Annotated in this window: 6 protein-coding genes; all 6 read left to right on the top strand. The window is 42.0% G+C overall.

The genetic code is table 11. The features are described 5' to 3' along the window. Positions 1–8 precede the first annotated feature (8 nt). The 6 genes from IFO66_RS16020 (at position 9) to IFO66_RS15995 (ending at position 16,286) form a co-directional block, all read left to right on the top strand. The gene (locus IFO66_RS16020; RefSeq protein WP_192026131.1) at positions 9–10,721 is read left to right on the top strand and encodes a non-ribosomal peptide synthetase; all 10,713 of its coding nucleotides are present in this window, start codon (positions 9–11) and stop codon (positions 10,719–10,721) included. Positions 10,722–10,806: 85 nt separating this feature from the next. Then, a complete protein-coding gene (locus IFO66_RS16015) occupies positions 10,807–12,093 on the top strand; it encodes an MFS transporter (protein WP_028592996.1) in 1,287 nt (428 codons plus the stop codon). 232 nt (positions 12,094–12,325) lie between these two features. Then, positions 12,326–13,588, top strand: coding sequence for an ACP S-malonyltransferase (gene fabD, locus IFO66_RS16010; protein WP_192026130.1), 1,263 nt, complete (start codon positions 12,326–12,328; stop codon positions 13,586–13,588). A 146-nt stretch (positions 13,589–13,734) separates the two neighbouring features. Beyond that, on the top strand, positions 13,735–14,067 hold the full coding sequence (locus tag IFO66_RS16005) for a hypothetical protein (RefSeq protein WP_192026129.1): 333 nt from the start codon (positions 13,735–13,737) through the stop codon (positions 14,065–14,067). Between the two features lie 217 nt (positions 14,068–14,284). Next, complete coding sequence (locus tag IFO66_RS16000; protein WP_192026128.1) at positions 14,285–14,860, top strand: helix-turn-helix transcriptional regulator; 576 nt, start codon at positions 14,285–14,287, stop codon at positions 14,858–14,860. A gap of 25 nt (positions 14,861–14,885) precedes the next feature. Next, positions 14,886–16,286: an acyl-CoA thioesterase/bile acid-CoA:amino acid N-acyltransferase family protein gene (locus tag IFO66_RS15995; protein ID WP_192026127.1), complete on the top strand. Its 1,401-nt coding sequence runs from the start codon at positions 14,886–14,888 to the stop codon at positions 16,284–16,286. Positions 16,287–16,545: the final 259 nt, after the last annotated feature.

Raw genomic sequence — 16,545 nt, 5'->3', positions numbered from 1 at the left:
GGATTTGGTTGGAGAAATTGGAAGTTAAAAGCGTCTACTCTTTATCGCCGATGCAAGAAGGAATGCTATTTCACACTTTACTGAATCCAACATCACCGGCATATTTCGAACAATTTCAATGTACGCTTCTTGGTGAACTTAATGTGCGCTTATTGGAGCAAAGTTTTAATATTTTAATAGAAAAATACGATATTTTAAGAACTAACTTTATGCATTTGAATTTGAAAAGTCCGAAGCAAATCGTATTTAAGAAACGAGAGCTTATTATTAAGTACGAGGATCTATCCAATAATGGGATGGATATAACGGAAGCCGACGCATTTATCGAACAATATGCAGTAGAAGATAAACGTAACGGTTTTGATCTAGCAAAAGATATGTTGATTCGTCTCGCTGTATTCCGAGTGGGTGAGGATCGATTTAAAATTGTATGGAGCTATCATCATATTTTGATGGATGGATGGTGTCTCAAGCTACTGCTTCAGCAGTGGCTTGAGTACTATAACGTACTGTTGAATAGCCAACCACTCCATATAAGTAAAGTAAGGCCTTACGCAGATTATATTCGTTGGTTGGAGCAACAAGATCGTGATGAAGCCAAGCAGTTTTGGTTGAAATACCTTGAAGGTTATTCAACGCAAGCCATACTGCCATCTTTGTCCATGGGGGTAAATGGGCAGGAGAACAAACAGGAATATGTCCAAGTCGATCATTTTTTTCAAATTGACGAAGATGTAAGATTCAGACTAGAAAGCATTGCCAAGAAGCAGCAGGTGACCTTAAACACCGTATTGCAATCTGCGTGGGCCATCATGTTAGGCAAATACAATCGTACCAATGATGTAGTAATTGGCACAGTTACATCAGGAAGGCCTGCTGCAGTTGACGGTGTGGAAGAAATGATAGGGTTATTTATTAATACCATTCCTGTTCGAATAAAGTGGGATAATTATGATCGCTTTGATGAAATGCTTCAACAGGTTCAACGTTCTGGCGTAGAAGCGCAAAACTATGATTATTACCCTTTAGCAGATATACAATCTAACTCTGAGTTGAAACAAACGCTGCTTCACCATTTATATGGATTTCAAAATTATCCGTTTAAACATAATCCTCAAGATGAGCCTGAGACGTATACATTTACAATCGAAGAAGAACAAGATTTTGAGCAGTCCAATTATGATTTTAACGTTATTGTGAGCGCTAGCGAAGGGCTGGAAGTTAATTTTAAATATAATGCTACTTGTTATGATGCATACATGGTGCAAAACATAGAACATCACTTCAAACATATCCTACATCAGATTAGTCACCAGCCTGGAATTTGTATCGGAGCTATCTGCCTTATAACTGACATCGAACGCACGCTCCTATTAGAACAATTTAATGAAACAACGGTGTCTTACGATTTAGATGGAACCTTTCTAAAAAGATTCGAGGCACAAGTTCAAGTCTGTCCTGATGACATTGCAGTAGTCTATCGTGATCAGGAGTTAAGCTATAAACAACTAAATGAACGTGCCAATCAACTGGCATATTGGTTGAAGGAACAGGGAATAACACATCAACAAGTGATTGGTCTGATGCTAGAGCCTTGCACTGAAATGGTCGTTGGTATGCTTGCTATTGCAAAAGTGGGGGGCGTATTTCTACCCATTGATCATAGTTATCCTATCGAGCGTATTCAATATATGCTCGAAGATAGTGCTGCTGCTTTGTTATTGTCGAATCAGAGTTGTTTGCGGAAAGGACCATGGGCAGCATGGGTAGTTAGGTATGCTGCAATTGAGGATATTCAGTTAGATCTTTTTGAACATTCCAATCTCAATCATCATGTCCAACCGACGGATTTAGCTTATCTTATCTATACATCTGGTTCTACAGGAAAGCCCAAAGGAGTTATGATTGAGCATCGATCACTGTTGAACTTCGCACTATGGTATGTCGAATATTATAAATTCTCGAAGCATGATAAATGTGCTAAATACATAGGATTTGGCTTCGACCCTTCCGTTAGTGAAATGGTACCACCGCTCCTTGCAGGAAGTTCTATCGTTATTATACCTGAAGAAATCCGATTGGAACTTGATGCACTCAATCAATTTATGGAAGCAAAAGGAGTTACAATTGCTGCATTTCCTGCTGCCATAACCGAGCAATTCATCAAACTGGGCAATCGTACTTTAACAAGACTGATCACCGGTGGAGACAAGCTCAAACATTTTGAAAGTTGCAGTTTCCAAATTTACAATAATTATGGCCCAACCGAAAACACCATTACCTCAACCGTATTTCCGGTAAGCAGTCTTTTACACAATATCCCGATTGGAAAGCCAATCTCCAATGGAAGAGTATACATTGCTGATGACGATGGATGCTTGCTACCAGTGGGAGTGCCGGGAGAATTATACGTTGCTGGTACAGGCTTGGCTAGAGGATATTGGAATAGACCAGATCTAACAGAATCGAGCTTTATACCAGATCCGTATGTGTCAGGAGAAAGGATGTACCGAACGGGAGATTTGTGCCGTTGGCTGCCTGATGGCAATATCGAATTTCTAGGCCGAATAGACAATCAAGTCAAGATTAGAGGCTATCGGGTTGAATTAGGAGAAATTGAATGGCATTTGTTTCAACAGCCTGAGATTAAAGAAGCAGCCGTTACCATTTTAGAGCGAGTGAATGGTGAGAAGATACTAGTAGGCTATATGGTTGCAGAAGAAGCCGTAACCAGTACTGAAATGAAACGTCGCCTTGCTAAAATATTGCCAGATTATATGGTCCCTACTTATTTGATATTTCTAGATAAGATGCCGCTTACCTCTAATGGAAAGATCGATCGCCAATCTCTTCCGTATCCGAAAGAGGCTGATATCGAAAGTGAGGAACATGCAAATCCTACTAATGAGATAGAAGCAAAACTGATTAGCATTTGGAAAAATATATTGGGTGTAGAGTATGTTGGAGTTAATAGTCATTTTTTTGCTTTGGGCGGAAATTCACTAAGTGCGATTAGGCTTGTTTCAGCCATAAAAAAAGAGCTCCAATTTGGATTGCCGTTACAAGATATTTTCCAGCAGCCATTGTTATCTGACATGGCTCGAATGATAACGGGAACAGATAATCGGTATGCCGCTATTGAACCAGCAGCACCTGCAGCGTATTATCCGGTATCACCTGCACAGCGACGCATATTTATTATCGAACAGCTAGAAGGGGTAGGGTATGCCTATCATATGCCTGTCATCGTTCGTTTACGGGGAAATCTGGATAAGGAACGTTGGAGAAAAGCCATTCTGCATTTAGTTCAACGGCATGATTCCCTGCGCACCACCTTTGCTTGGGTGAACGGAGAACCGATGCAGCAGGTGGGGCATGTTAAGCAAGAAGCTGTAGATGTTAGGGAACTGTTTGGAGGTGAAGCAGATCTAGAGACAGCGGTGGAAGACTTTATGCAGCCGTTTGATTTGTACCATGGCCCGCTATTCCGTACTCGATTGCTTCATATCTCAGCTGAAGAGCATCTTATGCTTGTGGATATGCATCATATCATTGCAGATGGTACTTCCATTGGTGTGTTGGTCGAGGAGTTCAGCCAGCTGTACCGAGAAGAAGTGTTACCTAACCTTCGGATTCAGTATCAAGATTATGCAGTGTGGCAGCAAGAGCAAGCTCAGAATGGTCAGTTTGACAAGCAGGAACAGTATTGGCTTAGTCAGTTCGAAAAAGAAATTCCAGTACTGACGTTGCCACTTGATCAACCGCGACCTCAGATGCAAAGTTTTGAAGGCGATATCCTAGTACTCTATCTTGATACCGAGTTGCGCGAGCGTATACATAAGCTGGCTGCAGATACAGGAACTACTTTGTATATGGTGATGCTGGCTGCCTATACCATTTTGTTATCGAAATACAGTGGGCAGGAGGATATTGTTGTAGGAACACCGACAGCAGGTCGTCCGCATGCTGATCTTGAACAAATGGTAGGGATGTTTGTCAACACGCTTGCGCTACGCAGCTACCCAATAGGAACTGTAACATTTTTGGATTATGTACAAGTGACCAAGCAACGTATTTTGGAAGCATTTGAGCATCAAGAATATCCGTATGAGCAGTTGGTGGATAAACTGAATATCCAACGTGATTTTAGCCGAAATCCATTGTTTGACACGATGTTCGCTGTGGAGAATATGTCGCTTGGGGAACTGCAAGCGGAAGGGCTGACGTTGGAGCCATATACGACACCACGTACGATTGCGAAGTTTGATCTGACATTTACGATAACTGAAAATAGTCAGGGAATCGAATTAGATATTGAATATGCTACAGCCTTATTTAACCGTGCAACGATTGAACGAATGGCTAAGCATTATGTCCGAGTATTAGAGATCGTGATGGAACATCCAAGTACTTTGCTTTCACAAGTTAACTTACTAGTCGAAGATGAGCGTACACAGATTTTACAATTGTTTAATGATACATGGACCGAGTATCCGCGTGAGAAGACGATCCACGCTCTATTCGAGGAGCAGGTAGCAAGCGCGCCGGATCGGTTCGCGATTACATTTGAGGAAGAGCGACTCACTTATAGGGAACTGAATGAGCGTGCAGATCGACTGGCAAATGCATTGCAGGCAAGAGGGACTATGCGAGATCAAGCAGTGGCGATAATCGGTGATCGTTCACTTGCCATTATTATCGGTATGTTGGCTGTGCTGAAAGCAGGGGGCGCATATGTGCCAATTGATCCCGATTATCCACTAGATCGGATTGAGTATGTGCTTCATGACAGTCAATGCGAGCTTGTACTAGTGCAAGGAGCTTATGCTGATAGGCTGCCAGGAGATGCTGCTATGCTCGTACTGGAAGATGAGTCAAGCTGGAGTAAGGCTAGCGCGGAGCAAGTAAACAAAATGGTAGCTAGAGAAGTTAATGTAACGGATCTGGCTTATGTTATGTACACATCAGGGTCTACCGGTCGTCCAAAAGGAGTGATGATCGAGCATCGAAATGTAGTGCGATTGGTAAAAAATAATCAGTATATGTCATTTGCAGAAGGTGAGCGCATTTTACAGACAGGAGCACCTGTCTTTGATGCAACTACATTTGAAATATGGGGAGCTTTGCTGAACGGCCTGGAATTGTATGTGGTAGACAAATATACCATTTTAAATCCACAGAAGCTGGGAGAAGCGATTCGTAACTATGACATCACGACGATGTGGCTAACAGCAGCATTATTCGGTCAGCTTGCTCAGGAACGCACGGACCTGTTTGAGCCGCTTACCTATTTACTAGTAGGTGGTGATGCATTGCCTGCGAAGCAAATTCAAGCTGTACGTGATCGTTGTCCAAATCTCGTTATCATTAATGGATATGGGCCGACAGAAAATACAACGTTCTCCCATACGTACGTTATTAAAAACAACGTCGAAAGCAATATACCAATAGGCAGACCAATTAGCAATTCCACCGCTTATATCGTAGATAAATACGGCGAGCTTCTGCCAATTGGTGTACCAGGAGAGCTGTGGGTTGGCGGTGATGGTGTAGGAAGGGGCTATTGGAACAATGATGAGCTGACGGCAGGGAAATTTGTGCCGAGTCCATGGGTGCAAGGCGAACGGATATATAAGACAGGGGATAGGGCGAAGTGGCTACCGGATGGTAACGTACAATTTCTTGGTCGGTTAGATTACCAAGTGAAAATACGAGGCTTCCGTGTAGAAACGGGTGAGATTGAGGTCCAAATTGCACAGCACAAAGCAGTAAGTGAAGTAGTGGTCACAGTCGTAACAGAAGAAGATGAGAGTAAGTCATTGTGCGCCTATGTGGTTACGGATATGGGCACGGAGGAGCTTAGAACCTATTTAAAGGAACAAATACCAGAATATATGATTCCGTCCTATATCATTAGGATGGATCGGCTCCCATTAACGCCAAATGGAAAAGTAGATCGTAGATCATTGCCGCAACCAGAGTCTCAGCCTATTCGAGGTCGAGGTAACGTGTATATACCACCTCTGACTGATATTGAGATCAGACTGTCTAACATATGGAAAGACATATTAAAAGTGAATGAGGTAGGACGCAACGATCATTTCTTTCAGCTTGGTGGACATTCCCTAAAAGCGGCTATACTTCTTGCTCGAATTAGTAAGGAGTTACATGCTGATTTTCCGTTAAAGGAAATATTCAAGTCACCGATCTTATCGGATATGGCACAGCTGACAAGTAGATATGATAGCAATTATTGCGAAATTAATCCTGCATCACCTGCAGTGTATTATCCGGTATCATATGCACAGCGGCGCATATTTATCATCGAACAGTTAGAAGGGGTAGGACATGCTTATCATATGCCTGTTATTGTTCGTTTGTGGGGAAATGTGGATAAGGAACGTTGGATAAAAACCATTCTGCATTTAGTTCAACGGCATGATTCCCTACGCACCACCTTTGCTTGGGTGAACGGAGAACCGATGCAGCAGGTGGGGCTTGTTAGGCAAGAAGCTGTAGATGTAAAGGAACTGCTAGGAGGAGAGTCTACGCTCGAACAAGAAGTGGAAGGTTTTATGCAGCCATTTGATCTGTATAATGGTCCCCTATTCAGGGCGCGACTACTTCATATCTCAAATGAAGAGCATCTCATGCTCGTGGATATGCATCATATCATTGCAGACGGTACTTCCATTGGTGTGCTAGTGGAAGAGTTTAGCCGACTGTATGGTGAAGAAACGTTACCGGATCTTCGGATTCAGTATCAAGATTATGCAGTATGGCAGCAGGAACAAGCACAGAATGGTCGGTTAGATAAGCAGGAGCAGTATTGGCTCTGTCAGTTTGGAGGTGAGCTTCCAGTGCTCTCGCTGCCGCTTGATCATCCGCGACCTCAGATGCAAAGTTTTGAAGGCGATACCCTGGTGCTCTATCTTGATACGGATCTACGCGAGCGTATACATAAGCTAGCTGCAGATACAGGAACTACTTTGTATATGGTGATGCTGGCTGCCTATACCGTTTTGTTAGCGAAATACAGTGGGCAGGAGGATATTGTTGTAGGAACACCGACTGCAGGTCGTCCGCATGCTGATCTTGAACAAATGGTAGGGATGTTCGTCAACACGCTCGCGGTACGCAATTGTCCGAAAGGAACGCTTACATTTTTGGACTATGTGCAGGCTACAAAGGAGTGCGTGTTGGAGGCATTCGAACATCAAGAATATCCATATGAGCAGTTGGTAGATAAGCTGAACATCCAACGAGACTTTAGCCGAAATCCATTGTTCGACACGATGTTTGCAGTGGAAAATATGTCGCTTGGGGAGTTGCAAGCGGAAGGGTTGATATTGGAGCCATATACGACACCACGAACGATTGCGAAGTTTGATCTGACTTTCACGATAACTGAAAATAGTCAGGGAATCGAATTAGATATTGAATATGCTACAGCCTTATTCAACCGCACAACGATCGAACAAATGGCTAATCGTTTTGTCCAAATTCTAGAGACCGTAATGGAACATCCTAATATTTTACTCTCTCAAATAAGCGTATTAACTGAAGTGGAGCGTACACAAATTTTAGAATCGTTTAATGATACATGGACAGCGTATCCACGTGAGAGGACGATTCACGCTCTATTCGAGGAGCAGGTGACAAGTACACCGGATCGGATTGCGCTTACATTTGAGCAAGATCGTCTTACATATAAGGAGCTGAATGAGCGGGCAGATCGCTTGGCACATGCTTTACGAGCGCAAGGCGTAAAACGAAATCAAGCTGTGGCAATAATCGGCGATCGATCGATCGCTATCATTGTAGGTATGCTTGCCGTGCTAAAAGCAGGAAGCGCTTATGTACCAATTGATCCCGATTATCCATCGGATCGGATTGAATATGTGCTTCATGACAGTCAATGCCAACTTGTACTAGTGCAAGCTGCTTATGCTGATAAGGTGCCAGGAGATGTTGCCATGCTTGTACTGGAAGACGAGACAAGCTGGAGTAAGGCGAGCACGGAGCAAGTAAACGAAATGGCAGCTAGAGAAGATAATGTCACGGATCTGGCTTATGTTATGTACACATCAGGCTCGACGGGTCGTCCAAAAGGAGTGATGATCGAGCACCGGAATGTAGTGCGATTAGTAAAAAACAATCAATATATGCCGTTTGCAGAAGGTGAGCGTATTCTGCAAACAGGAGCGCCTGTGTTTGATGCGACAACATTTGAAATATGGGGAGCTTTGCTGAATGGTTTGGAATTGTATGTGGTAGACAAATATACCATTCTAAATCCTCACAAGCTGGGAGAGGCGATTCAAAACTACAGCATTACGACGATGTGGCTAACAGCCGCGTTGTTCGGTCAGCTTGCTCAAGAGCGAACGGACCTGTTTGAGCCACTTACCTATTTACTAATTGGTGGCGATGCTTTGCCTACTAAACAAGTACAAGCAGTACGTGATCGTTGCCCGAATCTCGTTATGATTAATGGATATGGGCCGACAGAGAATACAACGTTTTCTCTTACGTATTTCATTGAAGACAACATCGAAACCAATATTCCAATCGGGAAACCAATCAGCAATTCAACAGCCTATATTGTAGATGCGCATGGGCAGCTCCTGCCGATCGGTATACCAGGTGAGTTGTGGGTTGGCGGTGATGGCGTAGGTAGAGGCTATTGGAACAATGTCGACTTGACGGCAGAGAAGTTTGTGCCGAATCCATGGGTGCAAGGCGAGCGGATCTACAAGACGGGAGATAGGGCGAAATGGCTGCCAGATGGTAACGTACAATTTCTGGGCCGACTCGACTACCAAGTGAAAATACGAGGCTTCCGTGTAGAAACAGGAGAGATTGAAGGCCAAATCATCCAACACATCGGAGTGAGTGAAGTTGTTGTTACGATCGTAACAGAGGATGATGAAAGCAAATCATTGTGTGCATATGTGGTAGCTGAGATGAGTGAGGAGGAGCTTAGAGCATATTTGAAGGAGCATTTGCCAGAGTATATGATTCCGTCCTATATCGTCCTGCTGGATCGACTTCCATTAACAACAAACGGTAAAGTGGATCGTAAGTCTCTTCCAGCTCCTGAACAAAAAATAAGCACTACAGAGGAAATCATTAAGCCACGAAATGATATCGAGAAACAGATCGTAGAACTATGGCAGGATGTACTTAACGTTAAGCCGATCAGTGTTTACAATAACTTTTTTTCAATCGGTGGTCATTCGTTAAACGCGATCGAAGTTATTGCAAGACTATCGAAGCAAGGGTGGAATCTCTCGATTCAACAATTATTTTCAAACCCTACACCGGCATCATTGGCGGAATGGATGACAAATCATAATGAAACTTCTTATTCGTTGGATATGAAGTTCGAACCTATCGAATACCGTACAATCAGCAGTCAAGAAATAACGGATTTAATGGCAAGCATTGAAGTTATGCAGGAGGAGTTTGTATCTGAATTGCTTGCAGGCGAAGTGGAGGAGGTATATCCCATTTCTCCAACACAGTTCTATCATCTAGATGTTCATGATGTATCGGGGACCATATTTACATTGGAACAGCCTGTAGACCGCAGTGTACTAGAGGACGCTATCACCCATCTTATTTCTAGACAAGATGTGCTGCGCAGTATACTTGATAAGCGCAATGATGGAGGTTGGAAACTACTCACAATGCCGGATCAACTTCGCATCCCGTATGTAGACTTATCAAATTATGACCGTTCATCTCAAGATTTGATTATGCAGAAATTGCTGCATGATTGGTTCCTTCGTTCGTACACTGCATCGGACACGTTGATGTACAGGTTACTAGTTTTGAAGATGGATAGTCATCGACATACTATCATTTTGCCTTGCTCGCACGCTATTTTTGACTACATGAGCAGTGAAGTAATTAAATCCTCGCTAATCGAATATTGCAATAGTTTAGGAAAAGGTTGGGATCTACCTGCATATACAGGGAGCACTTACCGGAATTTCGTTAATCAAATTCGTTTGGGTCCAATAGAAATGGACGACGAAGAGATTATGCAACGATTTGCCCTTGAAAAGTTTCATTCTGCTGCAATCGATTCTTTGCAGCTATTCAATCGTTTTGCTGCAACAGACAGTACTTCTATTACCTTCAAGACAGAGTGTGTTTATGACGGAGTAGAAGGCAACTGGAGACAGGCACTGGAAATGTTTATTACCTTCTTTAATGTCAACTTTGGACTTCGTCATATACCTATGTGGCTTACGCATTATGGGCGACAATATAATAAATCTAATTATTATCATGTAGTTGGAGAGTGTATTGATTACATCCCAGTTGTGCTTGAAGTGGAGGCAAATATTATTGAGCAGTTCAACAATATTCATAGACTTGTGGCGCTAGCAAATGATACTTCTCTTAATATGGCTAATTTGATGTATAATCCTGCTGCCACAGAATTGTGGAGTCGTTCCACACAGCATATTCGTGAGGCATTTGCTTGCATGCCTATTAATTTCAACTATTTGGGTGAACAGGATTCATCCCAAGATTATTTTAAAGATGCTGAGATTAATAAAGTTAATACAGAAGGTAGACAACGCATTTTATTCACAAGTTGGCACGATAAAGGACATCTCTATGTGAATGTAGCACTCCCGTTTACAGAAAATGCAGATAGACTGATTCAATGCTTATTGCAATCGCATGAAATCATTCTGACGTAAGGCCTTTTACGTGTTACTAGCTGTGTTGTATCGATGAAAAGCAAAGGAATTGTTTACAAATTAATGGATAGAAAGGTAGGGGGATATGAATAATACTCGAAATATAGTGTTGTTCAGTATCAGTAGGCTGCTTTCAGAATTAATGACGTCCATGTTCAAGTTTGCATTGAGTCTTTACATCTTAGATATAACAGGTTCGGCCAGCATGTTCTCAATTGTATTAGCTTGTATGTATATCCCTAGTGTAATTGTGGATATTTTTGCGGGTGTGTATATCGACCGTTCGGACAAGAAAAAGGTACTTGTCATGTGTGATCTTTTAAGCGGGGTAGCCATCCTTCTCTTTCTGGTCGCATTTCAATTTTATCCAACACATATAGGGTTATTCATTGGCTATGCGCTTGTTCTTAGTACGTTGCAAGCTCTATTCAGCTTAGGAGTGAGTGCATCTGTTCCCCTTCTCGTCTCTGCTGATCGAGTTTCTGCAGTAAACTCTAGTAACCAAAGTATCAATGCACTTCTCAACATAGCGGGGCCAATCGTTGGTGCTGTCGCTTACAGTATCATGGACTTAGGTACGATTCTTCTCGTTAATGGTATCGCTTTTATCGCATCTGGAATCGTTAATATATTCTTAGTATTTAAGAAGAGTCAGGCTGCTGAAGAACATAAGAAACCGTATTGGGACAGTCTAAAAGAAGTTTATCAATATATCTATCAACGTTCTGCTATTAAATATTTGTTAGGTGTATTTATCGTCACAAACTTCATTATTGCACCTGCTATGGGATTAGTACTGCCGTTTATTATTTACCAAGAATTAAAGATGTCAGCTCATCAGCTAGCATTTATTGAAGCAGCAGCCTCGGCAGGTCTGATTATCGGAGCGATATTAATATCACTGAGGAAGTTGAGTACATTTATCTCCAATAAAATATTTGTATTATTTCAATTGCAGGCAGTTGCACTAGTGCTATGGGCTTTTCCGAAGTTACCATTTGTTGATATTCAAGCTACCGGTTGGATTACGTTCGGTTACATCATCATACTTGCATCTACTGGAATGTTGATGTCTATGGGAAATATTCCAATGGTCTCCTATGTTCAACTGTATGTGCCAGATCACATAAGAGCTAGTATTTTCGGAGTTGTAAGTACCGTTACAACGATCTCCGTTCCAATCGGGATGTGGATATATGGATTGCTGTTAGAACAAGTAGATTTCTCATACTTTATGATTGGCTCCAGCCTTATTTTGTTTGTGGTTGGTTATATGGCTCATCGTAATAAATCATTACGGGATTTCTTTAAGGCAACTCATGAAGAGAGTAAGTTGGCTTCTTCAGAAGCCGCTTCTAGTAAAGAAGTGTAGTCGTAATTCAAAAATGGAGGTAGCTTCCTCCTGGAGTTAAATTGCAAAATTGAAAAATGGAATAAGCAATTAAAGGGAGCTTTTATTTTGTACGAGAGACTTTTATAGGACATGTTGGAGTCGCCAACATCGGTTGTGTTTGATTCTTACAATCATTGACCGGTTGGCGACTTTTTGTGCAATGTACTGCACTGCGCTGCGTTATAAGCAGTCAACGAAGGGGGCGTACGATATGAATAAAATAGCGTTTTTGTTCTCGGGTCAAGGATCACAATATGTTCGTATGGGGAAAATATTTTTTGAACGATATGAATCTGTACGTCGACGGTTTTCAGAAGCGTCTGAGGTATTGGGGGTTGATATATCTGACTTATGTTTTAATAGTACATCAGAGGTTTTAACAAAGACCGAAAATACACAACCAGCTATTTTAACACTTAGTGTGGCTATGTTTGAAGTTGCTGTCAACGAAGGTCTCCGGCCTTCTTATTTAGCTGGACATAGTCTTGGTGAATTATCCGCATTAACCGCAGCTGGAGTATTTCCGTTTACTGACGCAGTGAAACTAGCACGAATTAGGGGAGAGGCTATGGCCTCTTGCTCAAATGACAATAAGGGTGGGATGATAGCAGTCACGAATATGGAACCATCCACTATCGAGAATGTATTGAAAGAGTTAGAAAAGAAAGGCTGCGATGTTCAAATTGCAAACTATAATACTCCTACTCAGACGATACTTTCAGGAAGTACGGAAGGAATCTCCTTTGTAGAAGAGCACCTTCGAATAATAGGAGCGACTGTAATTCCTCTAAACGTTAGCGGTCCATTTCATAGTACATATATGATGGGAGCTGTAAGCCCTATGATTACAGCTTTATCAGAAATGGATCTAGGAGATATGAACATACCCGTTATGAATTGTCATGAGGGACGTTTGTATTCAAAAGATGATGACATCCGATCTGTGTTGGCAGCTCAACTGACGGGAGCAGTTCGTTGGACAAAGGTTCTTACTCATTTATACAGTAATGGGGTGACCCATTGGGTTGAAATGGGGCCTAAGGATGTTCTTAAGAAGATTACTTTACAAACATTATCGAATGTTTTAGTTTACGCCTATGATAATGAGATTGATAGAGAAGCAATAAAAAAAGAACTCAGTCTATTCGTGCGAAGTGACAAAAAAGTACCGGATTTAGTAGCTCTTTGCTTAGGGGCTGCGGTGAGTACACGTAATACGAATTGGGATGAAGAAGCTTACCAAAAAGGAGTTGTGGGACCATGCCGGGATATTCAGAGTCTCTATCAATTGATTATGAAAGAACAACGTCATTCAAACGAGGAAGAAATAAGTAAGGCATTAACGTTGCTGCAACGAATTCTAGTGACAAAAGGAGTCCCTCAAGAGGAATGTCATAAACGGATAAGTATCTTATTAAACAAATCCAATACAGATATATCGTTCCATAAGAATGAACGCCTATTAATAGTATAAGTAAAAATAACTTTAAGGGATATAGAAAAACTTTCATTTCACAGAAACAAAATGGGCTTATGGATCGTCTATTGTAATGAGCATCTTTTGCTTACCTGGTGTTTCTTGTATGCTATTAAGTAACGATTCATAAGCGGGGTGATAAAGTGAAGAAGGGTATTATAGCTATAGCTCTTTTTTGCATGTTCACTACTTTATTCATTGGTTGCAGTGGAGAATCTCAAACGTATGCTTCCATTCTGATCTACAACAATCAGGAGTACATAGGAGACAACTTGGTAGCCAAATCACAATATCCTAATGTAAGCCAGGTAGGATCGGTATCGAAGATGGTACGAACTAATCAACTGCCAACAAAAGAATTCTCTTCCAATCAACTTTCCAAAGGTACGAAAATATATCAGGTGGATGAAAATACGTTGTTAGCGAACTGGGATAATGAGCGATATAAGTTATTTGAACGCAAAAAGTCATCTTAGTTTCGGCAACTTAAGGACCTTAAAGGAGCAATTCTTTAAGGTCCTTTTGCATGTATTTGTTCATCTAGAGTGCTAATGGGGACTGAGCGCCTTTAATTTTCTTTGAAAAAAACTCCTAATCTCCTATTTACACGTTAGGAGCGTTGTGTTAAATTATAGAAAATCAAATAGTCAATGTTGATTATACATCGTTAAATATAAACTCGAGGTGAATGCAGTGGCACGCTTAATGGTACTTGGATTACTGATGATGAAGCCGATGTCAGGTTATGAAATGCAAACGTACATGCAAATATCGGAGACGGATAAATGGGCCGGCATATTACCAGGATCAATCTATCATGCGCTAAAAAAAATGGAGAAAGAACAGCTCGTTCAGATTGAAGCTGTAGAGCATACGGGGCACAGAGCCAAAGCGATATATTCGATAACAGAGCAAGGCAGAGAAGAGATGATGAACATGTTGAGGCAGTCGCTTGCACAATCTTCGATTGAACTGCCGACTACATTTTACACAGCGGTTTCCTTCCTGCACATGCTGCCCACTGAGATGGCTGTGAAGGCGATAGATGAGCAAATTACGTTGTTACAAACAGGGTTAGCAAGTATGAAGCTAGGGCAACAAGCCAAAGAATCCTATGCACCGCTTCCGGCCTATATTGCGCTCAGCTTCGAGAATATGTTCGAGCAATACGAGATACAGCTCAACTATTTGCACAAATTGAAAGACTGTCTCAGTGATATGCAAGCTCAGTCCGCAATCGAGTTTCCTCCTGTAAAGGATGAACAATAATGATGAATGGGGAGGGTTTCAAAGCATGAACAAGGGAAACGCGTTGATAGAGGTAAATCGAGCAAGCCGTATGATAGATGAGCCAATAAGTCTGCGTATTACGGGACTTCATCCACAATGGTTGTATGAGCTTGATGTTGAGATGTTGGATGATCTAGGTCGTACTTGGTGCGCCCGTGCACAGTTTGAAGCTGATCATAATGGAGAACTAGATACGGCTATCCATCCAGCTCGCAGCGGGAGCTATTGCGGTATCATGGCTAATGGTTTGTTCTGGTCTATGCAGTTGAAGGAGCAGGCTGGGGAACTATCTTGGGAGCATGCACACTCTATTCCTTTTTATATGAAGATGAGCTTGAATCCTAATCGCTATAATGTAAAAGTATATGAGCAAAGTCCTGTACAAGGAAATACCTACGATACTGAAAGAGACGATACAAGTAAAGTGAAAACAATTGTGGCTGAACATTCCTTCGAAATGGACTTTGTAGCTGAGCATGTTCAGGTGCTTGATGTGACGGAAGGATTTATTGGCCAATACTATATGCCAGCCACCTCTACAACTACCAACAAGGAACATAACAAGTTGCCCGGAGTTATCGTTGTAGGCGGCTCGGGCGGTGGATTTGGTTGGTCGACACACATTGCTTCTGTGCTTGCTTCGAGAGGAATTGCAGCGATGGCTGTTGCTTACTTTGATTATCAAGGCAGTTATGGTTTACCTCATGAATTAGTAAATATTCCGCTAGAGCAGTTTGGAGCTTGTATCAATTGGTTACAGCAGAGAGCCGAAGTTGACAGTGAACGGATAGGGGTTGTCGGTATTTCTAAAGGTGGTGAACTCGCGCTGCTTCTAGGAAGCACATACCATGAATCGATTAGCTCCGTTGTAGCTATTGCTCCTGCCCATATTGTTATGCAAGGGATCTCAATGACGAATTACACCCCCCAATCCTCTTGGTCTTATGCGGGTGCACCGCTAGCATTTCTGCCGTATCCAGACGATTATGCAGTAACTGCATCTTTTGATAAATCCAGCTTGCGAGATACGATTACACGAGCTCTACAAAATTCGGATGCGGTTGAACAGTCTCGAATTCCAGTCGAAAGAATGAGCGCAAATGTGCTGCTTATTTCAGGTGATCAAGATGAAATGGGTCCAACTTCAGATATGAGCTTGTCTATCGTTCATACATTGTCTAATTATGAATATTCATATAAAGTGAAACACTTACGCTACCCAGATGCAGGACACTCCTTCTTCCTTCCTAACTTGCCCGCGGTTGTGTTCCATCCTAACGTGAGCCCTGCTGCAGTGGCTGCGGCTGAACAGCATGCATGGAAAGCAATCGTATCGTTTTTACAAAAGACTGCTAATGGTCATCTAAGCGAATCCTATCCCGTACCTAACGTTGTAAAGGAATGACTCTATCGAATTCACGAACACGTTAGCGCATATCTCACAATAGATCGTAATGAATGTATTCTTTCTATCATGTAACGATATTTGCCATAGCTAAGAAACGGGAGGGAACAACGGACTCGTGCGCTTTGTATTGTCATATGAAAGGAACAAAATGTGCGGATCCCCCTCCTTATTTTTCCTTACCTCTTGAGGTGAGATATGTTTACACAGTGTTTATACAGCAGCCTGACGAGTTATGGCTATAACCCTTACAGACATT

The sequence above is a fragment of the Paenibacillus arenosi genome, from assembly GCF_014841135.1.
In the GTDB taxonomy this organism is placed as follows: Bacteria; Bacillota; Bacilli; order Paenibacillales; family Paenibacillaceae; genus Paenibacillus_B; species Paenibacillus_B arenosi.
This window is presented reverse-complemented; position numbering and strand designations above follow the sequence as displayed.